Source organism: Campylobacter sp. RM16704 (genome assembly GCF_000816245.1).
Classification (GTDB): Bacteria; Campylobacterota; Campylobacteria; order Campylobacterales; family Campylobacteraceae; genus Campylobacter_D.
In genome coordinates, this window is sequence record NZ_CP007769.1 from 987,009 (window position 1) to 1,001,255 (window position 14,247).

Here is a 14,247-nt window from a genome sequence, read left to right on the forward strand (position 1 = left end):
CTTATTTATTTAATAATACCTAAAATATCTTCTATATTAAGAACTAAATACTCTTCATTATCAAGTTTTATTTCTGTTCCGCCATATTTTGCAAACATTACCTTATCATTTATCTTAATATCTTCTATTTCTTTACTTACCGCAACAGCTTCTCCCATTAATGGTTTTTCTTTAGCATTATCTGGTATAATAATCCCAGATGCAGTGGTTTTCATCTCTTCTAAGCGTTTTACTAAAACACGCTTTCCTAAAGGTTGAAAATTCATTTTATATCCTTTCTTAAATGAGTTATTTTTAGCACTCTTTATTTTTGAGTGATAGAATTATACATAAAAGAAAGTTAATTGTCAATAAATTAAGTAATATATATCATATAAATTTAGTCTATCACACTAAATTTATATGATATATCATTATAAAGGTTTCTCATGAAAAAAATTCTTTACATTTTTTTAGGAGTAGTGTGTGTAGTATTACTAACTATATATACATTGTTATTCACAAGCATGGGCAATGCTTTTTTAAAGCCAAAAATCGAAACGATTATTGCTGAAAAAAGCGGATTAAATATTAAATTAGATACTTTTAAAGTAAATTTTTCATCACTTGATATTAAAGCAAATATTGATGACAAATTCTTTGCCAATATAAACGGCAATATATCGCCTATAAAATTAGGTTTTGACTTAGATTACCTTTTAGGTTTAAAACAAAACTACATTCAAAAACTAGGATTAAAAAATGATAAAAATTTTACTTTTAAAGGAAAAGCTTTAGGTAAAAGTAGCAATTTTGACATTAACGGGAATGGATTTTTATTTGATTCTAATCTTAGTCTAAATGCTAAAATTATTGATTATTCACCGCTTAATCTTGAATTTATAGGAAAAGATATAGATATAGCTCAAATACTTGATTTTGCTTCTCTTCCAATATATGCTCAAGGAAAAATTAACATTATTAGCAACATACAAGCTAAAGATTTAAAACCAAATGGAAATGCCTTAATCAACTTTCACACAAGCTCTATTAATAATGCTTTAATTAAAAAAGATTTTAATATTACCCTACTACCAAAACAAAGCTATATTAAAGGCGAGATAAAATCACTAATACAAGACAATCAGATTATATCAAAAAGTGAAATTTTAAGTAATTTTCTCAATTTCTATACGCAAAAAAGTATTTATGATTTACAAAAACAAATCTTCACTAGTGATTTTGACATAAAATTAGATGATTTAAATCAATTTTCAACTATAGCTAAAATGAAACTTCAAGGCAAAAGCCAAATTCAAGGCGATATGATTTTTGCAAACAACCAATTACAAAAGTTAAATGCTAATTTATTTGGTTTTGGCGGAAATTTAAAAGCTGTAATGGAAAATAACATTCTAAATATTAATACAACAAATATAGAAGTAGCTGAGCTTTTAAAAACTATATCTATACCTGCTTTTATAGAATCTAAATTAATCTTAGAATTAAAAGCACAAGGTTTAGATTTTAAAAATTTTGATTTAACAAGTCAATTAGACAAAGCAAAAATCAATATTTTAGAATTTAAAAAACTTACTAATTTAGATTTTCCATCAACAACTTTCACATTACAAGCTAAAGCAAATGCAAAAAATTCTTTGATTGATTATGAAGCCTTGCTTGATTCAAACATAGCAAAAATACCTCAATTTAAAGGGTCGTATGATATTGCAAATCAAGATTTAAAAACACAAATTAATGCTTTTGTTGATAATATTAACAAATTAAAACCTTTAACAAAACAAGATCTCAATGGACCTTTAAATTTAGATGCCAAAGTTAATCTTAAGGCAAATCGAATTCAAAATCTTGATGCAAATATAAAAATTATGCAAGGAATAATTAACGCCAAATCCAACGGAAAAAGCTTACATGCTAAAATAGAAAATGTAAAATTAGAACAGCTTTTTCCTTTAATAGGACAAAAAGTTTTAGCATTTGGAGATGTAAATGCTGATGTAAATTTAAATTCTCTTGACTTTAAAAACATTAATGGTGATTTTAGAGCGAATATAATTTCTTCTTTTAATGAAGTAGAATTATCTAAGCTTTTAAAGAAAAAATTTCCAAAAAACACTTCTGCCAAAATCAATCTTGATGGAAAAATTTCCAAATCAATTATTGATTTTAACACTAAAGCTCTAAGTTCTTTTGCTAATATAAATTCTCTTAGAGGAAAATTTGATATTAATCAAATGACTCTAATAAGTACTTACGATATTTCTTTACAAGATTTTTCTAAACTTGGATTTTTAGTTGATAGAAATTTAAAAGGTAAAGCTGATTTTGATGGAAAATTTGATTTTAAAAATGCTTTAATTGACGCAAGTGTTAATAGCGAGAATATTTTTAATGGAAAATTAAATGCTACCTTAAAAAATAATATCTTCAATGCCAAAATGCAAAATATTGATCTTTCAAATTTTGCTCAAAGTTTAGATTTGCCTGATTATTATCAAGCAAAATCAAATTTAAGTATTGATTATAATCTTGTAAAAGAAAGTGGTGTAGTATTAATGAATTTAGCCGATGGACAACTTAAAAAAAATCTCATCACTAGTGCTTTAATGATACTTTTACAAAAAGATATTACTCAAGATGTATATCATAAAGGTGAAGCAAAAGTAAATATAAACAAAAATATCATTGATTTAAGTCTAAATTTATTAGCTGATAGAAGCAAAATAAATATCAACAAAGGCAATATAGATACAAAAAGCACTAAATTAAATATTCCTTTCAATATCATCATCGATAGAGCAAATTTCAAAGGCGTTATAAAAGGAACAACACAAAATCCAAAAGTAAATCTTGATGCAAAAAGTGTTATAAATTCTATTGCTAATACAATTGGTGGAAATACAAGTGATGTGGCTAAAAATACAGGTAAAAAAGTAGATCAAGCAATTGATAAAATATTCAATAAAATCTTTTAATTAATCTAGCCTTAAAAGGCTAGATCTTTTTAAAACAAGCCAAATTTGCCATCTTTTTTCTTAAATAACACTCTCATTTTTGCATCAATATCATTAAAAACTAAAAATATATCCTTACTTGCTTTTAATTTTTCTAGTGCTTCTTCAATTTCTAAAGGCTTATATAATTCAAGCTCCATAGGAACTATCTCATCTTCTTCAATCACATTGGGTATAACTAAATTTTCTTTTACTTCATCTTGATGCTTATGGGTAATATTTTTATCATGTAATCTTCTTAAAACCTTAGAAATTCTGTCAATTGCTAAATCTATCGCAGCATATAAATCTTTATCTTTTTGTTTAACAACGACAGTGTTAATACCTGCTAGATTAATGCTAAATTCAGCCCAAAATCCTTTTTTACCGTGTCTTTCATCAGCACTTATCACACAGCGTGCAGAGATAACATCTAAACCATATTTTCCTAAAGTCTCAAAGCTTTTTTCTACATATTCTTTTATAGACTCAGTTAGTTCAAATTGTTTTCCAACTATACTTGTATTCATCACTTCTCCTTTTTATGAAGTTAAATACATTATAGCACTTTAATCGTAATAATATATTTTTAAATAAAAAATAAATTTAAAATTTCAAAGGGTCTAATATTACAGCACCATCTAAAGAAAGTTTTTTACCTTGAAAATGAATTTTACAAAATGAAACAATCAAAGCATGAAAAATTTGATAAAGCTCATATATTTTACATTCTTTTTTTAATAAAATATTTAGTTTTTGTTGGTTTTTAATTATATCTTTTTTAAAAAATTCTGCTAAATCTTCATAACTTTGACATTCATAATTTAAATATTTAGCAATTTTCGCACTATAAGCATCTACCACCAAAACTTCTTTTTTGCAAACATAATTTAAAATTCCATCTACGCTTTCTTGACCAAGACCTTTAATATCTAAAAGCCATTCTCTATCTACTTGTTCTTTAAAGCTATCAAAAGAATTAAAATCTTGAAAATATTTTTGAATAAAATTTTTAATGTATTTTGCTTTAGTATTATAAAATCCGCTTGGTTTTATTAAAATTGCTAAATCTTGCGTATTTAAATTTGATAAATCTTCTATATTAGTAATATTTGCCTGTTTTAAATTTGCCAAAGCTTTTAACACATTTTTCCAGTTTGTATTTTGAGTTAAAATCACAGAAATCAAAATCTCAAATTCGCTTAAATTATTGTTTTCCAACCAATCAAAACCTTTATACTCAATATCTGCATGAATTAAGGCCTTAAATACTTCATATCCACTCACGTTTTTCACCTTTTCGTAAATACATCAATACTGTTTCAATTATATCATCATCATCTTTACTTTTTGCCTTAATAACTTCTTTACTTTCATCATTTTTTACAAAGCATATATTTTGTTCATAATTACTTATTAATTTATAATGCTTACTAGCTAAAATTTTTATAATGATTAAATCCAAAAACTGCTTGGTATAAACATCAGGTCTACCAAAACGATCGTTCATTTCGCTTTCTATTTCATAAACCTCATTAACACTTATACATTTACTAAGCCTTCTATAAAGCTCCAATCTCAAACGATCTTCATTAATATATTCACTATTTAAAAAGGCATTGATATTAAGTTTTAAATCTATTTTTTTCTCTTTAGATTCTTCTCTTTTACTAAGTTTATTTATTTCATCTTCTAACATTTTAAGATATAAACTATAACCAATTTGTTCTATATGACCACTTTGATCTACACCTAATAAATTTCCACCACCACGAATTTCTAAATCATGATAAGCAAGCACGCTACCTGAACCCAAATAAGAATTACTTTCTAGGCTTGCAAGTCGTTTTAGAGAATCTTTAGTAATTTTTTCCTTATCTTCAATTAAAAAATAACAATAACCTTGCTTAGAACTACGCCCTACTCTTCCTCTAAGTTGATGCAAATCAGCCATTCCAAAGCGATCTGAATTTTCAACTATAATAGTATTGGCATTTGCCAAATCAATACCACTTTCAACTATAGAAGTACAAAGCAATAAATCATATTCTTTATTTTCAAATTTAATCATTTCTTCTTCAGTAGTTTTTGCATCTATTTTTGAATGTAAGATTAAAATTTTCAAATTTGGAAATAAATCTAAAAGATATTTTTTACACCCATCAATACTTGCTATATGGTTGTGTATATAAAAAATTTGTCCTGCTCTTCTTATTTCTCTAGAAATAGCTTCTTTTATCAAAGCATCATTATTTTCTCTTACAAAAGTGCGTACATCTAGGCGATCTTCAGGAGGAGTTTGTAAGATGCTATATGATTTTAAAGAACTAAGAGCTTGATTTAAACTTCTTGGTATCGGTGTAGCTGACATAGATAATACATGAGAGTTTTTGCTTAATTCTTTGAGTTTTTCTTTTTGCTTTACGCCAAACTTATGTTCTTCATCAATTACTATTAAACCTAAATTTTCACACTCAACTCCCAAAAGAGAATGTGTGCCTACTACTACACAAGGTTTATTTTCTTTTAAAAAAGCTAAAATTTGTTTTTTTTCTTTTGAGCTTGTAAAGCGATCTAATTTAAAAACATCAATTTCAAAAGGATTAAATCTTTTTTTTAAAGTCTTATAATGTTGCGAAGAAAGCAAAGTAGTAGGCACAAAAAATAAAGCACTAAATCCACTCTTAACACAAGTAAATATAGCACTCATAGCAATTTCTGTCTTTCCAAAACCAACATCACCACTTAACAATCTATCCATCACACGAGAACTTTTAAGATCTTGACTAATTTCTTTACATACTATCTCTTGATCTTTAGTGTATAAAAAACCTGCTTTGCTTATAAATTCATCTTGTAGTTTTTCAGATATATCTAAAACTTTTGCCTTAATCAAAGCTCTAGTTGCAGCTAAAGATACAATATTTGAAGCAATAATAAAAAGCTTTTCTTTTAATCTTTCTTTTAATTTTAAAAAACTTCCTTTTCCAAGCTTATCAAGCAAAGGTACACCGCCACTTGCACCAATGTATTTATCAATCATATATAAATTTTCAACAGGTAATAAAAGCTTATCATTATTCAAATACCCAAGAGCGACAAATTCTTTTTTTGCTCCTGCTATTGCAATAATCTCAAGACCTATAAATTTAGCAATACCATAATCTTCATGCACAACATAATCACCCACTCTAAGCTCATCTATAACTAAACTTGCCTTTCTGACTCTTTTGTTTTTTTCTTTTTTATTTAAAGATATAATAAGTTTTTCTTGAGTGATTAAATTAACTCTTTCTTGGGAAATTTTAAATTCAATATTTGAGTATTCTTGTAAATTTAAAGCCTTAAACAAAGTCTCATTTTTTGCTAATACTAAAATTTGTTTATCTTTATGAAAAGTAAAAAAATCTTGATTATAAACACTAACTAAATCTTTGCAAATTTTTGGTTCAGGTAAAATATTTTTATTGATTATGTTAATATTATTTTCAAAATCCTGCTCATCAAATTTCTTAATACTAACAAAATTTAAATCTAAATAATTATAAAAATTATCAATACACCAAAAACCCAAAGAATTGACATCATTAATAATACTTTGACTCTGAAAATTTTGAATTTTTTCTTGTAAAATTTCATATTGTTCTTGATTCAAAGCACTTAAAAAAGGGCAAATTTCAATGCTAGAAAGTTCATTTGGAATAGACTTTTGTGTATGAATGTCAAAATATCTTATACTTTCTATCTCATCTGAAAAAAGTAAAATTCTAAAAGGTTGTTCTTCGTTGATAGCAAAAATATCTATAATGTCTCCACGTATTGAAATTTCACCTTTATCCTGAACTATATCTACAAATTCATATCCATTATGCAAAATTTCTTTTTTAAATTTTTCTAAAACTAAAAATGAATTTTTTTTTAAAGTAATATTTTTTAAATGTTCTTTTCCTGGTAGTTTTTGCAAAATCGTTTTTATAGGAGAGATCAAAATTTTCTTTTGATTTTCCTTGTGATAAGCGTTTAAAACTTTGCAAATTTCAAAAAGTTCTTTAGAAAAAGAACGTAAATCGCTACCAAATTCTGCCCTAAAATCGGGTAAAACAAAGACTTTAATTTTTAAAAACAAACAAACCTGAGCTAATTCATCTGCTTCTTTATCATCTTCGCAAACTACAAGTTCAGGATTATTTGTTAATAAATATTCATATAATTTAGCTTGCATCTTCTGTGTTTTCGACATTCACATCAATTGCAACAAGATCTTCTTCTTTTTCTATTATTTTACTACTTCCGTTAAATTTTCCACCATTTTCTATACTTAATTGTTTAACCACAATATTACCATTAAGTATTCCGCCTGATAAAATTTCCAAAGAATCAACTTGCATTTCTCCTTCAAAAATTCCACTAATTACAATTTTATTAGCTTTGACTTGTCCTTTCAAAACACCACTTTTCCCTATAACTATAATATTAGATGAATTTACTATTCCTTTAATTTCTCCATCTAAATGTAACATAGAATCAAAATAAAATTTACCCTCTATTTTTGCACCATTTGAAATGACTGTAGTTTCGGATACTGAAGCAATAGAGCCTTTATTAAAGATTGCCATGGAACTCTCCTTTCTTTATCAAAAATTTGTTCATAATTTTTTAGGTTTAAATCTATAAAAATTTTAGGATCTAAAAGTTTATTAATAAATCTAACCTCATAATGTAAATGTGGACCAGTAGAAAGTCCTGTATTTCCTGTATAACCTATCAAATCTCCTTTTTTTATAAATTGACCTGCCTTGACAACATCTTGACGTGTCATATGGGCATATACTGTTTTAAAACCGAAATTATGTATCAAAATCACTGAATATCCATAACCATTGTTACTATAAGCAGCATACTCAACTACTCCGTTAGCTGGTGCATAAATTGGTGTTTTTAAAGCTGCTCTTAAATCAATGCCAGGATGAAATTCTTTTTTACTTAAAATAGGATGATGACGCCATCCAAAATTTCCTGTAATACCATTATCTTCTACAACATGTCCATTTGGAATTTGTGTCAAAAATAAATATGCTTGATCGTTTGTAAGCTTAACTTTTTCTAATCTTTCAGGTATATCTAAACTTTCATCTTGTTTTAAACCTAAATTATCCTCAATATTTGCTAGTTGATTTTGAAGTTCATCATATAAAGCTGCTTTTTCTTCTAAACTTTTTTGCATACTTTCATTTTGAGAAAATAATTTAGTGTTTTTTACCGATAAAGCCTCTTGCTCTTTTAAAAGTTCTGAACGCTTATCTGCTAAATAATTAATATACAAAGCACCTAAAACAATAACAGTAAAAACAAATGAGACAAAATAAATAATTATTTTTTTAATAATCTGACTTAATAAAAAATGTCTAGAACCATTAACATCTGTAATGGTTAATGTAAATTTATCTTTCACTATAACCTCTTAAAAATTTTTCTATTAACACAAAAGAACCAAAAACCAAATACAACTCATCTTTTTTTATGTTAGTAAATTTTTGATAAGATATATTTAGTTTTCTCAAATTTTCTATCAAAACTGACCCTGCCAAAACCCTATCTTTGCTTTCATATTCATAAATTTCCACTACTTTTATAATAGGCTTTAAAGCTCTTAATATACTATAAGAATCTTTATCTAAAAAGCAATTATAAACTAAATGAACTTTTTTTTCCTTGAAAGCTTCAGCTAAAGTCAAAGCTGCCATTTCATTATGTCCAACATCAATAAAAATATTTTTACTAATTTGTTCACATCTACCTTTTAAATCAAGTTTTGGCAACATTTTAATACTTTGAATTAAATCTTTTTCTTTTTTATTGCATATTTTAGAAAAAGCTTCTAAAGCTAATAAAAGATTATCTTTTAAAAAAAAAGCTAAATTATTGTTTTTTTTATAAACTTGTGCATTCTCACAAATTTTCTTATTTTTTTCTAAAGAACTAATGCATAAAACAGAATCTTTTAAATAAGCTATTTTTTGTGCTAATTCTATCACTTCTGGTCTTTGTTTAAAACTAATTAATACGTTTTTACTCATAGCTTTTAATTTTGTTCTTGCTATATCACTTAAATTTTTTCCTAATAAATCTTGATGGTCAAATCCTATTTCAGTAAAAATACTAAATTCTCTTTCAAAAATACTTGTTGCATCATATTCTCCACCAACACCAGCTTCCAAAACAACATAATCACAATCTTTAAAAACAAATAAAGCTAAAAATGTAGCATATTCAAAATAGCTTAACCTTTTTACATCTTTTAAAAAAATACTCTCCAAATTTTCATGTGCTTTTTCTAAAAGCTCATTACTTACAATTTTCCCATTTAGCCAAAATCTTTCATTAAAATCAAAAATATGAGGACTAGTATAATGTCCTACTTTATAACCATGATTTAATAATAGAAGTGCTAAAAATCTACCTGTACTTCCTTTACCATTAGTTCCAATAATTTGAATATTCTTAGTTTTTGGAAGATAATTTTTATATTTTTCATACATAGCAAACATAAAGAATCTACTAATTTTTTTTACATATATAGTTTTCTCCGATAATATCTGTTGAAATTTCATTTTAAATTTTACTAATAAGCTCTTTTAAAATATCACCATCATTAAATTCTTTTTTCTCTATACAAGATGATGATATAATAAGTTTTACGACTTCTTCTTTATAAATAAATTTATAATCATCCATGAGTTTTAAAACTTTTTCTATAAGAATACGGGCTGTTTCTATATTTTGTCCAGGACAAATAACAAGATAAGAGCTTTCATCTAAAATCCAAATTTCTTCAGTATTTTTACATAGATCTTTTAGTATTTTTTTAAATTTCTCACTAATAGTTTTAAAACTATCAATTCCGTAAGCATTGATCACATGCTCTATATTATTAATCTTAAAAAAACACAAAGCATAATTAACAGCATAAAGTTTATAGTTTTCATCTAGCTTTTTTAATTCTTTAGCTAAATTCCATTGTTCTCTTTGCTCATCATCACTCGTAGCTTGAATTTGGGTTTTAATTTGTGCAATTTGCTCATTTGCATGCAGTAGTTTATCTTTTAAAATATCAAAATTAATTTGAACATTACCATTTTCATCTTTTGTTAAAGTATTAATAAATTTAACATCTTCTTGACTATTATCATAAAGCTTGGACACCATCTCATTTAAAATTTCTAAATGCTGGTTAAAAAAAGATAAATTTTTTTGTATGTAGTATTTATCTATTGCTTCTTTTTTCTGTAGCATTAAGCAATATTCGTGAGCAAATTCTTTTCTTGCTATTAATCTAGGATTTTCTTTCAAATTTTGCTTAAATTGTTCTATTTCTTTGCTTTCTCCAAATAAGGGTTCTAAAGAAGCGAATAAAAGTTCAGCTTGCTTTTCATAAGAACGCTCTTTTAACATTGTAATTAGTTTTTCTACTAAAACATGAAAATCCAAAAAAGAACGTATGTTAATTTCTTCTAATTTTTTTAAAAGATCGTCTTCGTAAGATTTTTCAAGCTCTCTCCATTTAGCTCTTAAAAGATATATGGTTTCTATATCCATAGCCTGAGATAATCTATGTTGTGTAATTTGTGCTAAATCTTTAATTTTTTTATCTTTACTTATGCTAAGCTGTTGAATAATAAGCTCTAATAGGGCATATACATCTTCGTACTTTTTACTAACTTGCCTATTTAATCTTGAAATTAAAAATATTAAGAATTCATCAATAGTATGAATATTTTTTCTTTTTAATTCTTTTTTATATGTTTCATCTAAAAGATTAGTATATTTTTCTATCCTAGCTTTATTAAAACTTGCTATACCAACTTTTTTAGCACATTCATCAAAAACTTCGCTATAATTTTCAGGAGTTGGATATAATTTACGCTCTTTTAATTTTGTCAAAGTTTCCTTTGCAATCTCATTAATATGGCTTGGCATTTTACTTATAACCTCTAATAGCTATGATAGAAACAAACTCATCAAATGCTTCACTTGAAGCATTTTTAATTGCCTCAAATCTTGCTTGATCGCTAATAACAGAATTTGGATTAATATCAAAATTATAACTTCCTTTGGTATTTACAAGTTCTTCTTTACCATCTTTATATCGCATAATAAATTCTAAATAAAGCTCCGCTTTATAATTAATCACATAACCATTTTTATCATATATCATAGGATAAAACTCAAGTTTTTTTATTGTAACGATAATAGAGCTATCTGCATTATATTCATCTGTAATTTTTCTACCAAGTTTATTAAGCATTACCTCTCTTAAAATATCTGTAATATAAACACTATTTTCAGGATCTTGTTTGCTAATATTTATTTTTAAAAAAACATTCTCACCTAAAACCTTGTTTGTCATTTGAGAAGATGGAATATAACCACAAGCAACAACAAAAAAAACGAAACAAATTATTAAATATTTTTTCATTTAACTACCAAATTAACCAATTTTTTATCTATATAAATTTCTTTTACTATAGTTTTTCCCTCTAACCATTTTGCAACATTTTCCTTCGCTAAAGTCAAAATTTGTTCTTCGCTAGCATCTGAAGCTATTTCAATTTGTGTTCTTTTTTTACCATTAATACTAATAGCTATCTTAAAACTATCTTTTATAAAGACTTCTTCTTTTATTTTTAATGCTTTGAAATTTTCACATTTAAATAAATATTCGCTAAGTTCAAAACAAACATGAGGAATAATTGGCTCTAAAATATTTAAAATAATATAAAAAGATTCTTTTAAAACTTCTTTATGACTTACTACACTTAAAGCATTTAAAGCTTCCATACAGGCTGCTATTAAAGTATTAAAAGCAAAACTTTCTTCATAAACTTCAAAAGATTTTTTTAAGGCTTCATAAGTTTTTAATCTAGCATATTTTTCCTCTTTATTTAAGCTTTGATGATCAATTTCTTTTAGCTTTCCACTTTCTAAACTCATAGCTTTTTCATAAAGCCTATTGATAAATTTAAAAGCACCCTCTAACGCACTATCATTCCATTCTAGTTCTTTAGCAGGTGGTGCTGCAAAAAGTATAAATAATCTTGCACTATCTGCTCCATATTTTTCTATAATATAATCAGGATCAACAACATTTCCTTTAGACTTGCTCATCTTAGCACCATCTTTAGTTACCATTCCTTGGGTTAAAAGTCTATTAAAAGGCTCATCATCTTTTAAATACCCTAAATCTCTAAGTGCTTTTTGGAAAAATCTTGCATAAAGCAAATGTAAAATCGCATGTTCAATCCCACCAATATATTCATCAACATTCATCCAATAATTTACACTTTTTTCATCTACTGCTTTTTCTCGCCATGTTTTATCATCACTTGCAAAACGTGCAAAATACCAAGAACTTTCAAAGAAAGTATCTAAAGTATCACTTTCTTTTTGTGCTTTTTTACCACATTTTGGACAAATACATTCTTTCCATGTTTCATGCTTATCTAGTGGATTTCCCTCTCCATTTATCACTACATCTTCAGGTAAAGTAATAGGTAAATTTTCTATTTTTTGAGGGACTATACCACAAATATCACACTTAATCATTGGTATAGGAGCACCCCAGTACCTTTGTCTAGAAACACCCCAATCACGAATTTTAAAATTTGTAACTTTTTTACCAATACCCAAAGATTCAATTTTTAAGCTAATTTTTTCTCTAGCTTCATTGCATTCTAGTTGATCAAATTCATCACTATTAACTAAAACACCTTCTTTTAAGGTATAGCATTGTGCTTCATTACCATCTTTATCAATTACTTTTTTTATAGCTAAATTATAAGTTTTTGCGAACTCATAATCCCTCTCATCATGAGCAGGCACACTCATAACAGCTCCACTACCATAATCACTTAAAACAAAATTTGCTACCCATAAAGGTATTTTTTCTTTACTTAGTGGATGAATTACATGAAGATTTAAAAAATACCCTTCTTTTGGTGCAACTTGTCTTTGGCGTGGTGTTTGATTTTGTATGTTTTGAATTTTTGCTATAACATCTTGGTCTAACAACTTTTTACCAATTAATTCATTTACGATTTTATGATCAGGAGCTAAAGCAATGTAAGATACACCGTAAATAGTCTCTGCTCTTGTGGTAAAAACATTGATTTTTTTTGCACTTACTTTATTATTTTTTTCTATATCAAAATCAAAGCTAAGCCCAGTGCTTTTACCTATCCAGTTTTCCTGCATAGTTAAAACTTGACTTGGCCATTTTTCTTCTAACTTTTTAAGATCTTGTAATAATTCATCTGCATAAGCAGTGATTTTTACATAATATCCTGGCATTTTTTTTCTAATAACCTCATGCCCACAACGCCAACATTTGCCATCTTCAACTTGTTCATTTGCCAAAACCGTCTTATCATTCTCACACCAATTAACTTCAGCTTCTTTGGTATAAATCAAACCTTTTTCATACATTTTGATGAAAAATTCTTGCTCGAACTTAGTATATAAAGGATCAGAAGTAGCAAGCATTCTTTTTTTAGAAAAAGAAAAACCTAAAGATGCAAGTTCATTTTCCATATAATTAATATTTTCATAAGTCCATTTTTTAGGATGGATGCCATGTTTTATTGCAGCATTTTCAGCAGGCATGCCAAAACTATCAAAGCCTATAGGATGCAAGACATTAAAACCTTTTTTTCTATAATATCTAGCCATAGCATCGCCGATGCTATAATTTCTCACATGCCCCATATGAATTCTACCACTAGGATATGGAAACATAGATAAAATGTATTTTTTTGGCAAAGAAAAATCATCTTTTGGTTCAAAATACTCTTTTTCCTGCCAAATTTTTTGCCATTTTTTCTCTATTTTGCCTGCTTCATATGCCATTTGTACTCCTAATTTTCTTCTTGATTTTTTACCGAATCAACTATTACTAAAATCATTGAAAAGATATTAGCTATTAAAGCTCCTATGGCTAAAGTATACACCATAACATTAGCGCTAGGATTAATTTGTATTAAAGCAAAAGCTGGAATTAAATGCAAATCAGCTACCAAAGAACTTGCAAATAACTCTGCTGCTAAAAAATTTCTAACACCAATTTTCAATAAAGTTGAGATTAAATTTACACAAGCTGCAATAAAAAGAGCAACTTCATTTTGGTCATACAAAAAACCTGCAGTTGTAGTTAAGCTCATTAAAGCAAAAAAGATATATATAACCTTACCCCAATTCATTT

General features: G+C 26.6%; 12 protein-coding genes. 1 reads left to right on the top strand and 11 read right to left on the bottom strand.

Annotated elements, in window-relative coordinates:
- Positions 1-5: 5 nt before the first annotated feature.
- Positions 6-266 carry a co-chaperone GroES gene (gene groES, locus CAQ16704_RS05110; protein WP_039667177.1) on the bottom strand — a complete coding sequence of 87 codons (261 nt, stop codon included), beginning with the start codon at positions 264-266 and terminating at the stop codon, positions 6-8.
- 162 nt (positions 267-428) lie between these two features.
- On the opposite strand from groES, the gene CAQ16704_RS05115 reads away from it, so the two are divergent.
- Positions 429-2,975, top strand: coding sequence for a hypothetical protein (locus tag CAQ16704_RS05115; RefSeq protein ID WP_039667178.1), 2,547 nt, complete (start codon positions 429-431; stop codon positions 2,973-2,975).
- A 29-nt stretch (positions 2,976-3,004) separates the two neighbouring features.
- Here the strand turns inward: CAQ16704_RS05115 and hpf are convergent, their stop codons facing one another.
- From hpf to CAQ16704_RS05165, 10 genes are all read right to left on the bottom strand, one after another.
- Positions 3,005-3,523 carry a ribosome hibernation-promoting factor, HPF/YfiA family gene (hpf, locus tag CAQ16704_RS05120; RefSeq protein ID WP_039667179.1) on the bottom strand — a complete coding sequence of 173 codons (519 nt, stop codon included), beginning with the start codon at positions 3,521-3,523 and terminating at the stop codon, positions 3,005-3,007.
- A 76-nt stretch (positions 3,524-3,599) separates the two neighbouring features.
- Complete coding sequence (locus tag CAQ16704_RS05125) at positions 3,600-4,280, bottom strand: 3-methyladenine DNA glycosylase (RefSeq protein WP_039667180.1); 681 nt, start codon at positions 4,278-4,280, stop codon at positions 3,600-3,602.
- Positions 4,267-7,215: a DEAD/DEAH box helicase gene (locus CAQ16704_RS05130; protein WP_039667181.1), complete on the bottom strand. Its 2,949-nt coding sequence runs from the start codon at positions 7,213-7,215 to the stop codon at positions 4,267-4,269. The genes CAQ16704_RS05125 and CAQ16704_RS05130 overlap by 14 nt, the downstream gene beginning before the upstream one ends.
- A complete protein-coding gene (locus tag CAQ16704_RS05135; protein WP_039667182.1) occupies positions 7,205-7,609 on the bottom strand; it encodes a bactofilin family protein in 405 nt (134 codons plus the stop codon). Before CAQ16704_RS05135 ends, CAQ16704_RS05130 begins: the two co-directional genes overlap by 11 nt.
- On the bottom strand, positions 7,537-8,448 hold the full coding sequence (locus tag CAQ16704_RS05140) for a zinc metallopeptidase, M23 family (RefSeq protein WP_052245010.1): 912 nt from the start codon (positions 8,446-8,448) through the stop codon (positions 7,537-7,539). Before CAQ16704_RS05140 ends, CAQ16704_RS05135 begins: the two co-directional genes overlap by 73 nt.
- Positions 8,435-9,604, bottom strand: coding sequence for a bifunctional tetrahydrofolate synthase/dihydrofolate synthase (locus CAQ16704_RS05145; RefSeq protein WP_039667184.1), 1,170 nt, complete (start codon positions 9,602-9,604; stop codon positions 8,435-8,437). Before CAQ16704_RS05145 ends, CAQ16704_RS05140 begins: the two co-directional genes overlap by 14 nt.
- A 1-nt stretch (position 9,605) precedes the next feature.
- Positions 9,606-10,970: a hypothetical protein gene (locus CAQ16704_RS05150; protein WP_039667185.1), complete on the bottom strand. Its 1,365-nt coding sequence runs from the start codon at positions 10,968-10,970 to the stop codon at positions 9,606-9,608.
- Between the two features lies 1 nt (position 10,971).
- Positions 10,972-11,469, bottom strand: coding sequence for an LPS assembly lipoprotein LptE (gene lptE, locus CAQ16704_RS05155; protein WP_039667186.1), 498 nt, complete (start codon positions 11,467-11,469; stop codon positions 10,972-10,974).
- The gene (gene leuS, locus CAQ16704_RS05160) at positions 11,466-13,895 is read right to left on the bottom strand and encodes a leucine--tRNA ligase (protein ID WP_039667187.1); all 2,430 of its coding nucleotides are present in this window, start codon (positions 13,893-13,895) and stop codon (positions 11,466-11,468) included. The genes lptE and leuS overlap by 4 nt, the downstream gene beginning before the upstream one ends.
- Positions 13,896-13,903: 8 nt before the next feature.
- Positions 13,904-14,245: a DUF6394 family protein gene (locus CAQ16704_RS05165; RefSeq protein ID WP_039667188.1), complete on the bottom strand. Its 342-nt coding sequence runs from the start codon at positions 14,243-14,245 to the stop codon at positions 13,904-13,906.
- Between the last annotated feature and the right edge of the window lie 2 nt (positions 14,246-14,247).